Consider the following 17,315-nt stretch of genomic DNA (forward strand, 5'->3'; position numbering starts at 1 on the left):
GCAAAGATTAATGAAACTGATAAAAGGCGGATTTTTATTAAGCTATCTATTGTTAGCTAGTGCGACTATTCTCAATAGCCCACAATCAATTGCAAAGCTCCCAAGCCAAACGGCAAAAAATCATCACATTAGTCTTGCAGAGATAAAGCCCACAGATTCCCTAGTTCTCAACACCCAACAAGAGTACTTTCGCGAAGTCATAGATGTTGTGGCGCATCGATTAAACTGGACAACAACCATAAACAGTTACCCAGGTGCCAGAGCACTACATTTAATGAGTTCGAAACAGGTTATGGGAGCCTTTCCTGTACGCCGCTCTAACTTTCAAGATGATACGTTGTTGTATTCTATACCCATACCAAGTGGTGAAGTCGGTTTATTAAAAAAGGTCAACGCGCCATCTCTGTCCAATCGATACGTTCGGATTGGGTTAATAAGAGGAGAATCTATACCAGATAGCCTAAATGTTGAAAAAGACTTTGAGTTCACTTTTGCTAACAACTACAACAGTCTCATGGGGTTATTGGCAAAAGGTCGTATCGACGCCGTGTTTATCGACCGATTTAGTGCTATCGATATGATTGTTCAAGAACATCCAGAGTTAGTGGGCAAAGTAATATTTGATCCTAATTTCAGTTTTAATAGTCCACACCACTTTGCAATCTCTACCTATTACCCATCTGCAGAGTCTCTGATCAAAGAATTTAACGCCGCGTTAAATGAGCTCAAAAACGATGGAACTCTCACCAAAATATTAGAGAATTATGGTATTTTTACGCCTAGACCGACAACTCCAAACAAGCAACAAATTGTCATTGCAGCCCCTGACATCAATGCCATTTCTGCAGGTCAGCAATACAGTCGGCTATTTGAACAAGCCAACCCTAATATCGAAGTAATTTGGCGAGTTTTTGAAGAAAATGTTTTAAGAGACCGATTATTAGGTAATTTTGCCCTTAATAAACAAGAATTCGATATTGTGTTAATCGGACCGTTTGAGCTTTCTAATTGGTTAGAACAAGGCTGGTTTTTACCAATAAATATCAACCTCATGCGCACTGCCTTTGATGACCTATTCGACAACCACAAAAAGACCATAAAAATCAAAAATACCTTATATGCCATGCCATTTACGGGCGAAACCACTGTGCTATTTTATCGCAAAGACCTAATGAAAAAAAACGGTCTAACGCTGCCAGATAAACTCACCTATCAATCTATGTTTCCTCTATTGGAAAAGCTACATCAACCAGACAAAGGTCAGTTTGGAATTGGCCTTCGAACCCGACCGGGCTGGGGTCAAAATATGGCATTGATCTCTATTTTGGTTAATACGTTTGGTGGAAGTTGGACAAACAGCGAAGGAAAAATAAACGTCGTTACTCAAGAGTGGCTTGAAGCGGTTAATTTGTACAAGCGCTTGTTACAAAAGTACGGCCCTAATGAACTGAAAGATCTCGGTTGGCAAGACAACCAGAAACTATTTGCTGAAGGAAAACTCGCTTTTTTGATTGATGCCTCTAACCTGTCTTCATACTTTCTGAACCCAAATGTTTCGGTTATATCCGATAAATTTGCTATTGCTGATGTACCTATAGTCAACCAGTATGATGGTGCGAGGTGGTTTTGGTCATGGAATTTTGCTATTCCTAATTCAAGTACTAACCCCAAACTGGCCGAGTCTTTTATCCAATTTATGGCAAAACAAAAGTCCGGCGTAGAACATGCGTATTTAACCCCACCAGGTGTGAGGCACTCTGATTATAGAAACAACGGAGCACTACAAGGATTTAGTCAGTCATTGATTGAGTACCGATTGATAAATGGATATCAAGTGCCAGAGTTCGATTCAACGATTGGCCGTCAATACGCAGATACGATTTATTTTCCAACCATCGGTTTTCACGTAGGCTTTCAAATACACAAAAGCTTGCTCAACGAAATATCAACGAAGCAAGCATTGATCAACGCACAGCAAAAAATCGATGAGATTATTGCGCCGTCACGAACCTCAAAACCCTAATCATAAAGCGCTCGCGTATTAATCTAGTACGCTTTTAACATATCAACACTGTAATCTGATATATCAATAGACTGGTTGAGCGCATCGATCTTTTCTTGTAGCGCATTAGACTTTTTATTCAGAGCACTCATGGTGATTGTATTATCGTCCAAGGTGTACAGTTGCTCACAGGCTTTATAATAAAATGCCATGATTGTAATAGCCTGCACATCGTCCTGTTCAACGGCTTGTTCTAGTGCTTTATTCTTTCGAATAATGTAATTAATCTGCTGTTTTAGTCGCCATACGTAATACACTTCATAAAAATAAGGGTGAGATTTGATCCGATTAAACACAGAACCAATGATGATCATGGAAACAACAACCCCCATCACATTCAGCCAAAAGTGTGTTCCTTCGCGGTCAGTAAACAAATAGATTGTCACTTGTGAGATCAACAACGACATACTGGCAAAAGCCACAATACTGACCCACAAAATTCGGTTTAAATGGGAGCGGTAAACGGATTTGTCTATAGACTCTAATTTCATTAATAACTGCTTTGAAGGTGGTTAAAAGAGCGGGTATTTTAATACGATACTTTTATATGTCTATGGTTAGCTAACTGACAATCTTTATCCACTAATCAATTGAAGGTGCTTGTTGTACTTTGGTCTGAAAAAACAAGCTTTCGTGGATTTCGTCTAAATCAAAAAACGAATGACGACGACGAATAGAACGCACTGCTTGGGTTTCACCAAGGAGTAATTGGGACACTTGAATGTTGCGATTAGAAAAATAGCTCGACATTAAGTCCTGACGACTCAACATATCCTTAAACGTAGCGAACTCTCGTAAATACTGCCACCGACCAACTTGAAGTTGCACTTCATCATCTTCGACCTTGGTAATTTTGGCTAATGTATATGGGTGCGGTTGGTCTTTTGGTTCACGAGTAATTTCAAATAAGTTTACCACCAATATATCACCAACTCGTGGCGCCTCTCTTAACCTTTGGTCATTAGGATAAGCAAAGTTATAACCTAAAGTTAACATGCCTATTAGTAACAAGAGTTGGCCCCAACCAAATACAAGTTTACCTAGCCCATCATTTATTCCCGATATAGACATGTCTGTTTGTTTGAGCCTATTACAGCTAAAACATCGATACGCAAGCTTTCGCTCTGTAATAAAAAGAGAAAACGAAAAAATGGTTGCAAACTTAGTCACTTGCACCGCACGACTAGGACGACCACACACGCATGTTTCTGGAGAGTGTTCGCTATGACATGGACCTATATGCTCTTCAATGCCGATCATTTTGTGCTTTTGCCCTATTGTGTTTGGTTTAATCTCTTTGGATCCGTGTCTGCGTTTATCAGTGTGCCAGTATGTAACTGTTCATATTTTATACGACACTTAAGGGGTTTAAGCAATGACCGAAGTTGGGGCTATTTGAAGCGAGCATTAAAAAACCCGGCACAAGTGCTGGGTTTTTCTCTTGTAACAAGAAATATGCTGGCGGAGAGAGAGGGATTATGTCGGGCTCCTGCCCTCCACCCTTCGGGCCGCCTAAAGGCGTTCTAAAACGTTCCCGACGTTTTAGTCGAACCCTGGACGAGGCTTCTCACCCTCCTAATCTCCGAGCATTAAAAAACCCAGCACAAGTGCTGGGTTTGTTCAATGCTGGCGGAGAGAGAGGGATTCGAACCCTCGTTAGGGGTTAACCTAAACACACTTTCCAGGCGTGCGCCTTCAGCCACTCAGCCACCTCTCCGCAAATGCTTTTGGAATTATCGTCAAAAGCGCTGCTAGTCTATTCATTTTGTAGGAGTTAGGCAAGCGCAAGCTAATCAAACCCAAATCAAGTGTCTGATAATTGAGCGCTACCTAAACTATGTATTATTTACGTGCAGGCTTTTCCGAAATCCACAAGTTGATAAAACCCTCTACTACTACCGTACCTTGGGTGTCATAGGCCTTTACTTCAACAGGCATGTCTCCAGGTTTCCACGCTAATGGATCAACTTTAGCCACACAACGAATGTCGGTACCTGCTTTGGCCGTGTAATCTAGCGTCATGCCTTTTGGGATCCAACGTAAGTGGCTTGGAATAGATGCTTCAGCCATAACGCCCATCGCCATTTCAAGGCCATTAGCAATCGCAATCACATGGACTGTTTTGATATGGTTGTGGACGCGTTTACCTTTTTTAATCAATACGCTGCATTCATTAAGTTTTACTTCTTCGACGATAGGTTTGATGGTTCCAAAATATGGCGCCATATTACAAATTAGTTTCGAAAAGATTTTTTTACCCATCGGCCAATTTTTTAACTTGTTGTATATAGCCATTGTTTTAGTTGGCTTTGATTGTGCCGGGTTTGCTTGTGACATTTAACTCATCCTACCAGTTTGATTTATCGGAAATACTACCAACATATTGACTTAATTACAGCAGTAAATAGCACAAAATACGAAGCACAATGCCGCAGCAGTTAAATGGCGATAACCACCTCGTATTAAACGAGGAACTAACCCAGTAATTAAACCAGTAATTAAATCAAAGGGTCATAATGAATATTCAAAAAATAGCGGCATTTGCAAGTCCTACAGAAAATGGCTACCAAGGGGGAAACCCGGCGGGTGTTGTATTAATCAAAGAGTTTCCGAGTGACGATGAGATGATTGCCATTGCTGCAGAAGTCGGTTATTCAGAAACCGTCTTTGCAGTTCCAATTGCGACTCAAACCAATGCTTATCGAGTTCGGTATTTTAGTCCTGAAGGTGAAGTCCCCTTCTGTGGTCATGCAACCATTGCACTTGGTGCTGCATTAGGTGATAAGTATTGGAGTCAAAACAGTACAACAGAAGTCACTTTTCAACTGACCTTAAATCACGCTCAAGTTGGATTGCGCCTCGACAAAAAAGAATCTGATACAGTTGTCACGCTAATTTCACCGCCCACTTCTCATCAAGTTATCGCCAAAAGCCAAGACGAGCTCTTTGGTATGGTTAAAGACGTAACTACAGAAAATACAGCTCCAAGTGTCTTCCCCAAGCTCTTAATTAATATACTAGAGGACTTTAACATCAGTATCGACGATTTAGATTGGCACACATTAGCACCTGCAATTGTTGATGGAGGTTCAAAACACCTAGCGCTGACGCTAAAAAATCAAGCCACTCTGGACAACATGAATTATGACTTTGATGCAGTTAAACAACGAATGCTTGAACACGATTTAGTCACCATCATTCTTGCCTTACCACGACAAGATAAAAACAATCAGGTGTTTATCGATATTAGAAATGCTTTTGCTTCGGGAGGCGTCATTGAAGATCCCGCAACAGGTGCGGCAGCAGCAGCTTACGCTGGCTATATTAGAGACTCACAAAGCTCACTGTCTATGGGGATAACTACAAACAAAAAAAGTGAGTATCAACTCACTTTTAATCAAGGGCGTCACATTAATATGCCATCTGTTATTAATGCATCATTCAGCGGTGATATTGGCAGCCCCATTGCGTTAACAGGGTATACCAGAGCACTCAGTTAGCTCAGTGTACTATCTACCTACGTCTTTTACTCTAAGATAGGCTCAACAATTTGAAAGGACTCATCCATAAACTCGACGATGTCACCGGTCACTAGCTTTTTGCCACGTTGAGTTTCGGTTTGGCCATTTACTTTGACCAAACCATCGCTGATCACCATTTTTGCTTCGCCACCACTGCCTACCAAGGCCTCAAACTTAAGAAACTTGTGTAACTCAATAGGCTGTTTTGCGATTTCAACGGTTCTCATAGTGTTTACGCGTTTCCTTTAAGTGCAACTTTGTTTTGTGCCGCAAAGTTAAGCATCTTAGTTAAAGGCTTCATCGCTTCAGCCGCTAAAGTCTCGTCAACAAAGATCTCATGACCCGTTGCATCTGTCAGAGCCTCCTCAATCGCCTTTAAGCCATTCATTGCCATCCACGGGCAATGAGCACAACTCTTACAGGTTGCACCGTTACCTGCCGTTGGAGCTTCGATAAAGGTCTTGTCCGGGTTTGATTGTTGCATCTTGTAAAAAATACCGCGGTCAGTGGCAACGATAAACGTATCGTTTTCCATTTCGTTGGCTGCATTAATTAACTGTGAAGTAGAGCCTACCGCATCTGCTAGTTCGACAACTGACGCTGGCGACTCTGGATGGACTAAAACTGCTGCATTTGGATATACATTTTTTAGGTCTTTTAAGGCTTTTGCACTAAATTCATCATGAACGATACACTCACCTTGCCAAAGGATCATGTCGACGCCTGTTTGCTTTTGAATATAGCTACCTAAGTGACGATCTGGACCCCAAATGATAGGTTTACCTTCAGCTTCTAAATGCTCAACAACCTCAAGGGCGATACTCGACGTCACAACCCAGTCTGCTCTTGCTTTTACCGCTGCAGAGGTGTTGGCGTAAACAACGACATTGTGATCTGGGTACTGATCACAGAATTTAGTAAATTCTTCCGCCGGACAACCCAAATCTAACGAACACGTCGCTTCTAAAGTTGGCATTAGGACCGTTTTTTCAGGAGTGAGAATCTTTGCTGTCTCACCCATAAATTTAACGCCTGCAACGATCAACGTGTCTGCTTCGTGTTGATTGCCAAAGCGCGCCATTTCTAATGAGTCAGCAACACATCCACCGGTCTCTTCAGCCAATGCTTGAATTTCAGGATCTGTGTAATAGTGAGCGACCAATACGGCGTTTTTTTCTTTTAACAGCTGCTTAATGCGCTGCTTGTATTCAGTCTTTTCTTGTTCGCTCAAAACCGCTGGCTTTGGCGGAAACGGATATTCTGTAGAAACAGTGTTAATTACGGGTTCTATGCTGTTCATAGGCCTAATAATACAGGTTAATTCAATGCGCGAGATTATACGTGAATAAACGTTAAATGTAACGCAAATGTCATGATAGTAAGATTGAATAAGATATACGAAGAAAGTAAAGTGGTGGGTCATGCTGGATTCGAACCAGCGACCAATTGATTAAAAGTCAACTGCTCTACCAACTGAGCTAATGACCCACTTTAAATTGGAGCGTTTGTTTGATGGTGGGTCATGCTGGATTCGAACCAGCGACCAATTGATTAAAAGTCAACTGCTCTACCAACTGAGCTAATGACCCATCAAACAAAACTGATGTTAGACATCGAAGGTAAAAGTGGTGGGTCATGCTGGATTCGAACCAGCGACCAATTGATTAAAAGTCAACTGCTCTACCAACTGAGCTAATGACCCACTTTAAACCTTTTACACACAGCTTCGGTTCGTTTGCCGTTCCGTTGCTGCGGGCGCATATAATACTTATTTAAATTCTGTGTGCAAGCATATTTTTAAAAAAATTTAAAAATAAACGCTTTCGCCCAAAAAACAGACAAAAGCGTTAAAAAACATACTTTTCTAGCCTAAATTCACCAATCTAGACTTAGCTAATGTTGCAGAGTTGGATTCTGGAAACTCAGCGATAACTTGTTGGAACAATTTTTTCGCTGCGGCAGTATCACCCAACTTTTGTAAAACGGTCCCTTGTTTTAATAATGCATCACTGCGTTTAGTGGAGTCCGGGTACGAACTGATCACTTCACCAAAATGCTTTTTGGCTTCGTTGTAATTTGCTTTATTAAATTGCAACTGTCCTAACCAATAATGGGCATTTGGAATATAGATTGAACTTGGAAATTGCTCAATGAACTTTTGAAACGCTGGAATAGCGTCGTCATAACGACGTTCCTTTAAGATCAGGTTTACGGCCTGGTCGTACGCTTCGTTTTCACCTAGTGACCCACCATACTCTTGTACTAGCGGCTGTTCAGTGATTTCTGGTTGAGTTGGTGCCGGAGCTTGTTGAAGGTTGCTAAGACGTCGCTCTATTTCAATATAGAGTTCGCGTTGGCGGTCAACAATTTGGTCCAACTTATAAGAGTGCTCTTCAGTTACACCTCGCAACTCACTAACTTCCTCTTGAAGGTCGTTTATTTGTTGCTGAAGGTTAACTTGGGCTGCACCGCGGGCTTGAATAAGGCGCTTTAGCTGCGTGACTTGTTCGTTTAACTGGCCTGTAGTGCTTAAATCAGTAACGGGTGCATCTGCATTAGAGGCACCCGCTACGAATAAGACGGCCAATAGAGATAATCTCATAGACTGTCTCTTATATTTTATTAGTAAACTAATACCGCACGACGGTTTTTAGCAAAACCATCTTGAGTGCGAGATAAATCTACTGGCTTCTCTTCACCGTATGAAACAGTAGAGATTTGGCTTTGCATAACACCTAGGTTTTGTAGGTATTGTGCTACAGCTTTAGCTCGACGCTCACCTAGTGCGATGTTGTACTCAGGCGTACCACGCTCGTCACAGTGACCTTCAACCATAACTGTTTGGTTAGGGTTTTTGATTAGGTAGTCAGCGTGTGCTTGAAGAAGCTCTAAGTACTTAGCGTCAACTTTTGACTTATCAAAGTCAAAGTAAACAGTTTGTTCTTGGCGTAATGCTTCAAATTTAGCTTGTTGCATTTCTTCAACAGTCTGTGCTTTTTCAACTGTTGCTACTTCAACCGCCGCTGCATTTTGAGCCGCACCTGAAGTCTCTGCAGATGTTGCAGAATTAGTTGCTGCCGCTGCACTCTCGTCATTAACAACTGAGCTAGAGCCACAAGCTGTTAAAGCTAATGCTGGGATAGCGATCAGAAGACCTTTTTTAATTTTGCTAAATTGCATTCTAAGTTTCCTTTTTCCACAAAACGTTGTTGTAAAACATATAAAAGCGCAAACCACTCTGAAAGGTCAACGCTTTTTAAACTTTATTTGTTCTTAATTTAAGAACGGCGACCATGCCGGTGACTTAACTTGTCCTTTGGCAGCCGGTAGTCGCGCTTTAAAACGACCATCTATTGAAACCAAAGCGAGTACCTGACCACTACCGTGCATAGTACTGTAAATAATCATTGAGCCATTTGGAGCTATGCTTGGGCTTTCGTCTAATCTTGTTTTAGTCAAGATTTGGAAGTTTCCAGACTCTAGCTCTTTTTTGGCTATGTGATACTTACCTTGCGTACGATTTACCATAATTAGGTGATTATTATCAGGAGTAATTGATCCTCCTAAGTTCATTTCACCATCAAAAGTCAATCGTTTTATACGCTTAGTGTCTAAATTTACGCTATAAAGTTGTGCATTACCACCCCGTTCTGAGCTGAACACAATAAATTTGCCGTCAGGTGACCAACTTGGCTCGGTGTCAATAGCGCGATGGCGTGTAAGACGAGTCAATGTCTTGTTGGTTAGCTCAAGAACGTAAAGCTCAGGGTTACCATCTTTAGATAGCACAAGCGCTAACTTTTTGCCATCTGGTGACCATTGAGGCGCACCGTTAATACCTTCATATGATGTAAGTAATTGACGCGTACCTGTGTAAATATCTTGCACATAAATTTGCGAACGGCTGTTTTCGAAGGTGACATAACTTAGTTTTGTCCCATCAGGTGACCAAGATGGCGACATCAAAGGTTCACGTGAACGCAATAAGACTTGTTCATTAGCACCATCATAATCAGCAACAATGAGCTTGTATGGATATTCTTCACCGTGGTTGATCGTCACATATGCAATTTTTGTTAAAAACGCACCGCGCTCACCGGTCAGTTTTTCATATGCTAAATCACTGATGCGATGTGCGTAACGTCTAAACTGGCTCTCGCCAATGACTACTTGGCGGTTGTCTAAGATGTGATCTTTAGTTTCAACTAATTTACCTTCCACCAATACTTGAACTGTACCGCCGGTAATTTGACCACGCAGAACATCAATAAGCTCAAAGCTCACCAAAAAACGATCAACAGAGTGATCTTTAATGGTTCCGACTAACACGGCCTCGGCACCAACCGATGCCCATGATGCATAGTCAACCTCATCGTCACTGTTTGGCAACTGAGGCATTTCTTCTACTTTGAGTGGCTTAAACTTACCACTACGCATTAAGTCTGCAGCGACAATTTCGGCGATATTTAAAGGTAAAACACGTGTTCCTTCATACTTAAACGGAACAATAGCAATCGGCCTAGCACTATCAATGCCCTCAGTGATGACGATTTCTAATGCCGAACGAGAGGTCGAGCTGAAAAACAGACTGACCAAGGCTAACAGCAAGGTAAATTTACGAATCATTAGAGGTCTGGCTCCACGGTTAGGTTAATATCACGCAATTGTAGATATACATCTTGTTCTTTTGATACCGGCAACGTTTCTGCTTTTAATACGGCACGTTCAGCTGCTTTACAAATATTATTTTGGCCGGATAGTACCGACACTTGTGTCACAAATCCATTGGATGCTAATTTTATATTCAAACGACAAGATGTACCTTTCATGCTTGAATCAACAATGAGATTTTGTTGGATTTTAGAGGTAATCAAAGCCTTGTATTTTTGAACTTCTGTCAATACTACCTTTTGACGGGCTTTACGACGGATATCTTGCTCGCGAGCAAGTTGTTCTTGAAGCATCTTTTCTTGTAACGCTTTTTCTTTGGCTTCCTGCTCTTTTCTCAATTGTTCGGCTTTGGCACGCTCTGCAGCTTCACGCTCCGCTTTTTCTCGAGCTTTGCGCTCTGCTTCCGCTTTTCTAGCGGCGGCAATTTCAGCTTCTTTTTTGCGTTTTGCTTCAAGAGCGGCTTTTTCTTCGGCTTCTTTTTTGCGCTTTGCTTCTAGTGCAGCACGCTCTTCAGCCTTTTTCTTCTCTTGGGCTTTTTTAGCTGCAGCTTTCGCTCGTTCGGCTTCTTGTTCACGCTTTAATCGCTCTTGACGAGCTTGCTCTGCTTTACGCTTTTCTGCGGCGGCTTTTCGTTTTGCCTCTTCGGCGGCTTTTTTGTTACGCTCTTGCTCTTTGCTCAACGCGCTGATTTCATTTTTGGCCTTATTAGCACGCTCTTCTAACTCTCTCACACGCTTTTCTTCAGCGGCCTTTTGAGCGGCCTTTTCTTGCTTTATTTTATTAACTTGCTGCTCTAATGCGGCTGCATCAATGACCACAGCATCAATAGCAGAAATCTCTGGTGACTTTTCTGGCTTTTTCATCGGCGGGGTGAAATTAAAACTCAACACCAAAACGACACCAAATATGGCGTGTAAGCCAAGTGATTTTAAAATGAAAGGTTTGTAACTTGCCTTGATCATTACTGCTTAGGCTCCGTCATCAGACCGACAGATGGCGCGCCAGCACGTTGCAATAACACCATCAGCTCAATGACATTGTTATAAGGAATGCGGCGGTCGGCTTTAACCACCACCGGCGTCTCAGGGTCTATTTGCAATTGTGCGGCAACGATCACTGCAACATCTTGTGCTGACATTGCTTCGTCACCATTGTGCTCACCTGTTGAAACGAAGTACTGGCCTTGCTCATCGATTGACGCAACAATCGGTGACTTGCTTTCATCGTCTAGTGGTTCGGCATTGGCCTGCGGTAAGTCAACTTTAACGCCTTGAGTGACCAAAGGTGCAGTTACCATAAAGATGATAAGAAGTACCAACATAACATCTATGTATGGTACTACGTTTATCTCAGCAACGGGTTTTCTGCGACGTCTAGTTACGTTCATAGTGGACCTTATGCTGAGGTATTTACGTTAGAAGTATTTACATTTGCCGTAACTTGGCGGTGTAAAATATTTGAAAATTCTTCGGTAAAATTAATGTAGCTGCCCTCTAGCTTTTCAACGCGATGAGCAAAACTGTTGTAAGCAAGAACCGAAGGAATAGCGGCAAATAATCCCATTGCCGTTGCGATAAGCGCTTCTGCAATACCAGGAGCGACCATGTTAAGGGTAGCCTGTTGAACTTCGCCCAAAGCCAAAAACGCATTCATAATACCCCATACAGTTCCGAACAAACCAATATAAGGGCTAATTGAGCCTACCGAAGCTAAGAAGCTCAAGTGACGCTCTAGATCTTCAACTTCTCGCGACATACGGACGCGCATCGCACGGTGTGTTCCCTCAAGGTATACTTGAGCAGTACCGATGCTGTTTTTCTTTAATCGTGCGAACTCTTTAAATCCGTCTTTAAATAGCGCCTCTAAACCGTCTACCGTTTGACGCGCAGTAATTTCACTGTACAAGCGACTAAGGTCTACACCAGACCAAAAGCGATCTTCAAACTTTTTGGTTTTGTTTTCTGCTTCAGCAAGTACTTTGCGGCGTTGAAAAATAATCGCCCATGATGAGATAGATAAGCCGAGTAGAGTCAGCATGACTAGCTGAACAATGAAACTCGCCTCTAAAAACAATCCCCAAAAACTAATTTCAGCTTGCACCTTTTAATTCCCCTAAAATTTCCGGTGGAATAGCCTGTGGCTTCCCACTCTCAGGATTAATGCAGGCAACCGTGACATTAGCGCTAAATACGGTTGTCTGATGTTGATTTTTTATTGTCTGTTCAAATTCGATAGACACTTTTTTTAATCGTTTTATTTCTGTGTACACAGATAGCGACTCATGTAACTTAGCGGTCGCTTTAAACTCAATGGCCATCTTAGTAACAACAAAGCCTATATTCTGCTTAAGATAGCGGTCTTGTTCAATACCTAATGCAAGTAAAAGCTCAGTTCTTGCTCGTTCACAAAACTTTAAGTAGTTTGCGTGATAGACGATCCCACCTGCATCCGTGTCTTCGTAATACACTTTTACCGGAAATGTGAACAAAATTGGGTTCCTTTTCAGTTGTGAATTTTGCTTTTTGTCACCGTTGAAATAAATGACAAATGCTTTTTATATTCGTTCAATTAAATTTTTATGCATAAATATTGACTGAAATCTAAATTTTTATCCAACCATTAGTAATTTTTAATTTGTTTAAAATTAAAACAAACCTCGGAAAATCAGTCTATGTGGTACATTCAAGCATTTATGATCAATTAATTAGCACTAATATGTAATTTAACTACATATTCAAAATTAGAAAAACTAATGCAAAAGAGCAATTATTCTAGTTTGAAGTATTTACTCTACATCCATAGAATGCACGCATCTTCTGAGCACAACTTGCTCGAAGCGGAAGAGACGAATTAGTTATCTTCTCCTATTCATGTTCCCTGGAATTTATTCCTTATATGTTTTTTGCCCATTCAATGAATGGGCTTTTTTTTGCCTAAAATTTAATAAAAAAACCGACGTCAGTCCGTCGGTAAATCAAATCCTAAATGTTGATATGCTCTTGGCGAAGCAATTCGTCCTCTTGGAGTTCGTTGTAAAAAGCCTTGTTGAATTAAGTACGGCTCAATGACATCTTCAATCGTATCCCTCTCTTCCCCAATTGCTGCGGCAATATTATCAAGTCCAACTGGACCACCATCAAACTTTTCAATCATGGTCGACAGTAGCTTTTTGTCCATGTAGTCAAACCCTTCACTGTCCACATTAATCATATCTAATGCTTGTTTGGCTACTTGACTATCAACATTGCCATCGCTTTTCACATCGGCATAATCGCGAACTCGCCTTAATAATCTGTTTGCAATTCGCGGTGTTCCGCGAGAACGCTTAGCAACTTCAACCGCCGCATCCTCAGTCATCTCCATGTTTAGACAGCTGGCACTTCGCTGAATGATGTTGGCCAAGTCCGCGACTTTATAAAACTCTAACCTTTGTACAATACCAAAGCGGTCGCGAAGTGGCGAAGTCAGTGCGCCCGCACGGGTTGTCGCACCGATTAAGGTAAAAGGGGGCAAATCGAGTTTTATTGAACGAGCTGCGGGGCCCTCGCCTATCATAATATCCAACTGATAGTCTTCCATCGCTGGGTAAAGAACTTCTTCTACTACTGGGCTAAGTCGGTGAATTTCATCAATGAAGAGAACATCGTTTTCTTCTAGGTTAGTTAGCAAGGCAGCGAGATCGCCGGCCTTTTCTAAGACTGGGCCTGAGGTTGTCTTTATACTGACGTCCATTTCGTTAGCGACAATGTTTGCAAGTGTCGTTTTACCCAACCCAGGAGGACCAAAGATTAGCAGGTGATCGAGCGCTTCGCTGCGATTTTTTGCCGCTTGAATAAAGATTTCCATCTGCGACTTTACCGTAGGTTGACCTTGGTAATCCGCCAACATTTTTGGACGTATGGCGCGGTCTATGACCTCATCTTCACCAAACGACTCAGCGCCTACTAAGCGGTCTGCTTCAATCATTCTCTTGTTCCTTTATTACAACATGCTTTTTAGGGCATTACGGATCACGACTTCACTATCATCGCCATCTTTGTAAACCGCTTTTACAGCTTTGTTTGCTTGATGAGCACTATACCCTAATGAAATAAGTGCTGCGATAGCATCGTCCATACCATTATTGGTAATCAAAGGTGAAGCCCCCACATTTTGTGGAGCTGTCAGCTCAGCTGGCGCCATGTTGAGCTCTTTGATTCGGTCGCGCATTTCTATTAATAAACGTTCTGCGGTCTTTTTACCAACACCAGGTAGTTTAACTAAGGTTGTCACATCATCGTGTTGAACACATTGTACAAATTGCTCTGCGGTTAAGCCTGATAAAATAGTCAAGGCCAACTTAGGACCGACGCCATTGGCCTTGATAAGAAGGCGAAATAAGCTTCGCTCTTGTTTACTGTTAAAACCATATAATAACTGCGCATCTTCACGTACCACAAAGTGAGTAAACACTGTCGCTTGCTGACCTACTTCAGGTAACTCATAAAAACTAGTGAGGGGAAGTTGTACTTCATAACCAACGCCATTAACGTCAATTAAAATATCTGGGGCTTGTTTGTCGACCAAGGTGCCGAGTAATCGTCCAATCATAACGCGCTTAAATGTTATTAAAATAATAACTGTAAATATACCCAGTTATTTTAACGGCGTAAACGACCTCGGACAGTTTTTTTAGCAACTCCAGCCATATTAATTAGGCTTTGGTTAGTGTGACCATGACAAATCGCAACGGCTAGTGCGTCGGCGGCATCAGCTTGCGGGCGGCCAGTGAGTTTTAGAATGTGTTGAACCATATGCTGCACCTGCGTCTTATCAGCACCACCAGAGCCAACAACGGCTTGTTTTATTTGTCGTGCGGAATATTCAAATACAGGAAGCTCAGCTTGGGTTGCTGCAATAATGGCTGCGCCACGAGCTTGGCCTAGCTTTAAAGCGGAATCTGGATTATGAGCCAAAAACACTTGTTCAATCGCAAACGTTTCTGGTTGGTATTGTTGAATGATTTCTCTAAGACCATCGAAGATAGTATTGAGTTTGATAGATAAATCCGCTTCAGGGGTGCGAATACAGCCACTACCTATGTAGCTGAATTTGCTCCCCTGCTGGCGAACAATACCATAGCCAGTTATTCTGGAGCCGGGATCGATCCCTAAAATAACTGGCATGATTGGCTTATGCTTCTTCTGAGTTGTTTGCAGCTGGAATTACTTGAATACCTAGCTCAACTAACGCATCAGGGTTTGCTACACCAGGTGCCGAAGTTAACGGACACGCAGCAGTTGACGTTTTAGGGAATGCCATAACATCACGAATCGAGTCTGCACCAACCATTAACATCACCATACGGTCAAGACCAAACGCTAAACCAGCGTGCGGAGGAGCACCGTACTGAAGTGCGTCTAGTAAGAAGCCAAACTTCTCTTCAGCTTCTTCATCACTGATACCTAAGATCTTGAAGACCTCTGCTTGCATATCTTGGTTGTGGATACGAACCGAACCACCACCTAATTCACAACCGTTCAGGACCATGTCGTATGCGTCAGACAATGCCTCTGCCGGATTAGCTGACAGTTCTGCTGGCGTCATGTTACTTGGTGCAGTAAACGGGTGGTGAAGCGGCGTTAATGCACCGTCTTCTAGCTCTTCAAACATTGGGAAGTCAACAACCCAAAGTGGCGCCCACTTGTCTTCAACCAGGCCAAAGTCTTCACCAAGCTTAAGGCGAAGCGCACCTAATGCGTCTGTAACCACATTTTTAGTGTCAGAACCAAATAGCAAGATGTCACCGTCTTTTGCTTCTGTGCGTTCGATTAATTGTGCCGCAACATCTTCGTTTAAGAACTTAACGATTGGCGATTGCAAACCTTCAATACCGGCAGCAACATCGTTAACCTTAATCCACGCCATGCCCTTTGCGCCGTATTTACCAACGAACTCTGTGTAGCCATCAATACTCTTACGAGTCATTGAAGCACCACCTGGAACCTTGATTACTGCAACTCGACCCTTGGCATCGTTAGCAGGACCGCTGAATACTTTAAATTCAACGTCTTTAAGAATGTCAGCAACATCAACTAGCTCAAGAGGGTTACGCAAGTCTGGCTTATCAGAACCAAAGCGACGCATCGCCTCTGCATAAGTCATTGACGGGAAATCGCCTAAGTCAACATCCAATAATTCATTGAACACATTGCGAACCATTTTTTCAGTCATGGCCATTACTTGCTTACCGTCCATGAATGTCGTCTCAATATCGATTTGAGTGAATTCAGGCTGACGGTCGGCACGTAAATCTTCGTCACGGAAACACTTAACGATTTGGTAGTAACGGTCAAAGCCGGCAACCATTAGTAGCTGTTTGAATAGCTGAGGAGACTGAGGCAAGGCAAAAAACTCACCTTTGTGTGTACGGCTTGGAACTAGATAGTCACGTGCACCTTCTGGTGTCGCTTTCGTAAGAATTGGCGTTTCCATATCCAAGAAACCATTGTCGTCTAAGAAACGACGAACCGCACTTGTTACCTTAGAACGGAACTGTAAGCGTTGGTTCATTACAGGACGACGTAGGTCTAAGTAACGATAGCGCAAACGAGCTTCTTCAGAGTTTTCTTGATTAAAATCAAGTGGTAGTGGCGCTGAGCTATTTAGGATTTCTAACCCTTTGATGTATAACTCAACTTCACCTGTCGCCATATCTTTGTTGATTTGGCTTTCAGGGCGGGCGCGGACAACGCCTGAGACTTTGATACAAAATTCATTTCGAAGTTTTTCAGCAGTACCAAATATCGCTGTTTCATCTGGGTCAACAACCGCTTGTACTAAACCTTCACGGTCACGGATATCTAAAAAGATCAAACCACCTAAATCACGGCGTTTGTTTACCCAGCCACACAATGTGACTTCTTGATCAACCAAGCTTTTATTTAGCTGGCCACAATAATGAGTGCGCATAATATTCCTATTTAGCATTGCATATTGGTCGAGCTATTTGTCGACCTTGCTGTTTGAATCAAAAAATTGCGGATTATTATAAGGATTTGACGGTCAATGTCACCGCTTGA

18 protein-coding genes, 4 tRNA genes and 1 other RNA gene are annotated in these 17,315 nt (G+C 42.2%); 2 read left to right on the forward strand and 21 right to left on the reverse strand.

Annotation, left to right across the window (positions count from 1 at the left end):
- The first annotated feature begins 10 nt into the window (after window positions 1-10).
- On the forward strand, window positions 11-2,023 hold the full coding sequence (locus J1N51_RS04255) for an extracellular solute-binding protein (RefSeq protein ID WP_208832741.1): 2,013 nt from the start codon (window positions 11-13) through the stop codon (window positions 2,021-2,023).
- 23 nt (window positions 2,024-2,046) lie between these two features.
- On the opposite strand, the gene J1N51_RS04260 is transcribed toward J1N51_RS04255, so the two are convergent.
- The 5 genes from J1N51_RS04260 to J1N51_RS04280 form a co-directional block, all read right to left on the reverse strand.
- Window positions 2,047-2,553 carry a DUF3087 family protein gene (locus J1N51_RS04260; protein ID WP_208832742.1) on the reverse strand — a complete coding sequence of 169 codons (507 nt, stop codon included), beginning with the start codon at window positions 2,551-2,553 and terminating at the stop codon, window positions 2,047-2,049.
- A 91-nt stretch (window positions 2,554-2,644) separates the two neighbouring features.
- Window positions 2,645-3,322, reverse strand: a complete 678-nt coding sequence (locus J1N51_RS04265; protein ID WP_208832743.1) for a hypothetical protein — start codon at window positions 3,320-3,322, stop codon at window positions 2,645-2,647.
- A gap of 199 nt (window positions 3,323-3,521) precedes the next feature.
- Window positions 3,522-3,653: non-coding RNA, RtT sRNA (locus J1N51_RS04270), on the reverse strand.
- Between the two features lie 36 nt (window positions 3,654-3,689).
- A tRNA-Ser gene (locus tag J1N51_RS04275) sits at window positions 3,690-3,779 on the reverse strand.
- 125 nt (window positions 3,780-3,904) lie between these two features.
- Window positions 3,905-4,399, reverse strand: a complete 495-nt coding sequence (locus tag J1N51_RS04280; protein WP_208832744.1) for a hotdog fold domain-containing protein — start codon at window positions 4,397-4,399, stop codon at window positions 3,905-3,907.
- Window positions 4,400-4,578: 179 nt separating this feature from the next.
- On the opposite strand from J1N51_RS04280, the gene J1N51_RS04285 reads away from it, so the two are divergent.
- Window positions 4,579-5,562 (forward strand): PhzF family phenazine biosynthesis protein, encoded by a 984-nt coding sequence (locus tag J1N51_RS04285; protein ID WP_208832745.1) that lies wholly within the window; start codon window positions 4,579-4,581, stop codon window positions 5,560-5,562.
- Window positions 5,563-5,588: 26 nt separating this feature from the next.
- Here J1N51_RS04285 and J1N51_RS04290 read toward each other — a convergent pair whose 3' ends face one another.
- The 16 genes from J1N51_RS04290 to aspS all read right to left on the reverse strand — a co-directional run bounded on the left by J1N51_RS04290 (window position 5,589) and on the right by aspS (window position 17,205).
- The gene (locus J1N51_RS04290; RefSeq protein WP_208832746.1) at window positions 5,589-5,810 is read right to left on the reverse strand and encodes an RNA-binding S4 domain-containing protein; all 222 of its coding nucleotides are present in this window, start codon (window positions 5,808-5,810) and stop codon (window positions 5,589-5,591) included.
- Between the two features lie 5 nt (window positions 5,811-5,815).
- Window positions 5,816-6,883, reverse strand: a complete 1,068-nt coding sequence (gene nadA / locus J1N51_RS04295) for a quinolinate synthase NadA (RefSeq protein ID WP_208832747.1) — start codon at window positions 6,881-6,883, stop codon at window positions 5,816-5,818.
- Window positions 6,884-6,995: 112 nt separating this feature from the next.
- Window positions 6,996-7,071: transfer RNA gene (locus J1N51_RS04300), tRNA-Lys, on the reverse strand.
- Between the two features lie 25 nt (window positions 7,072-7,096).
- Window positions 7,097-7,172 (reverse strand) — tRNA-Lys (locus J1N51_RS04305).
- Window positions 7,173-7,209: 37 nt separating this feature from the next.
- Window positions 7,210-7,285 (reverse strand) — tRNA-Lys (locus J1N51_RS04310).
- A gap of 162 nt (window positions 7,286-7,447) precedes the next feature.
- Window positions 7,448-8,185: a tol-pal system protein YbgF gene (ybgF, locus tag J1N51_RS04315; RefSeq protein WP_208832748.1), complete on the reverse strand. Its 738-nt coding sequence runs from the start codon at window positions 8,183-8,185 to the stop codon at window positions 7,448-7,450.
- 20 nt (window positions 8,186-8,205) lie between these two features.
- Entirely contained in the window at window positions 8,206-8,763 is a 558-nt protein-coding gene (gene pal / locus J1N51_RS04320) for a peptidoglycan-associated lipoprotein Pal (protein WP_208832749.1), read from the reverse strand.
- Between the two features lie 93 nt (window positions 8,764-8,856).
- Window positions 8,857-10,209 (reverse strand): Tol-Pal system beta propeller repeat protein TolB, encoded by a 1,353-nt coding sequence (gene tolB / locus J1N51_RS04325; RefSeq protein ID WP_208832750.1) that lies wholly within the window; start codon window positions 10,207-10,209, stop codon window positions 8,857-8,859.
- Window positions 10,209-11,216: a cell envelope integrity protein TolA gene (tolA, locus tag J1N51_RS04330; protein WP_208832751.1), complete on the reverse strand. Its 1,008-nt coding sequence runs from the start codon at window positions 11,214-11,216 to the stop codon at window positions 10,209-10,211. The genes tolB and tolA overlap by 1 nt, the downstream gene beginning before the upstream one ends.
- Complete coding sequence (gene tolR / locus J1N51_RS04335) at window positions 11,216-11,641, reverse strand: protein TolR (protein WP_208832752.1); 426 nt, start codon at window positions 11,639-11,641, stop codon at window positions 11,216-11,218. Before tolR ends, tolA begins: the two co-directional genes overlap by 1 nt.
- 8 nt (window positions 11,642-11,649) lie before the next feature.
- Window positions 11,650-12,354: a protein TolQ gene (gene tolQ / locus J1N51_RS04340; protein WP_208832753.1), complete on the reverse strand. Its 705-nt coding sequence runs from the start codon at window positions 12,352-12,354 to the stop codon at window positions 11,650-11,652.
- Window positions 12,344-12,742 (reverse strand): tol-pal system-associated acyl-CoA thioesterase, encoded by a 399-nt coding sequence (ybgC, locus tag J1N51_RS04345; RefSeq protein WP_232842857.1) that lies wholly within the window; start codon window positions 12,740-12,742, stop codon window positions 12,344-12,346. The genes tolQ and ybgC overlap by 11 nt, the downstream gene beginning before the upstream one ends.
- 470 nt (window positions 12,743-13,212) lie before the next feature.
- Window positions 13,213-14,220, reverse strand: coding sequence for a Holliday junction branch migration DNA helicase RuvB (gene ruvB / locus J1N51_RS04350; protein WP_208832754.1), 1,008 nt, complete (start codon window positions 14,218-14,220; stop codon window positions 13,213-13,215).
- Window positions 14,221-14,235: 15 nt separating this feature from the next.
- Window positions 14,236-14,844, reverse strand: coding sequence for a Holliday junction branch migration protein RuvA (gene ruvA / locus J1N51_RS04355; protein WP_208832755.1), 609 nt, complete (start codon window positions 14,842-14,844; stop codon window positions 14,236-14,238).
- A gap of 50 nt (window positions 14,845-14,894) precedes the next feature.
- On the reverse strand, window positions 14,895-15,419 hold the full coding sequence (ruvC, locus tag J1N51_RS04360; RefSeq protein WP_208832756.1) for a crossover junction endodeoxyribonuclease RuvC: 525 nt from the start codon (window positions 15,417-15,419) through the stop codon (window positions 14,895-14,897).
- A 7-nt stretch (window positions 15,420-15,426) separates the two neighbouring features.
- Window positions 15,427-17,205 carry an aspartate--tRNA ligase gene (gene aspS, locus J1N51_RS04365; protein ID WP_208832757.1) on the reverse strand — a complete coding sequence of 593 codons (1,779 nt, stop codon included), beginning with the start codon at window positions 17,203-17,205 and terminating at the stop codon, window positions 15,427-15,429.
- Window positions 17,206-17,315 lie beyond the last annotated feature (110 nt).

Origin of the sequence: Psychrosphaera ytuae (assembly GCF_017638545.1) — a bacterium.
GTDB classification, from domain to species: domain Bacteria; phylum Pseudomonadota; class Gammaproteobacteria; order Enterobacterales; family Alteromonadaceae; genus Psychrosphaera; species Psychrosphaera ytuae.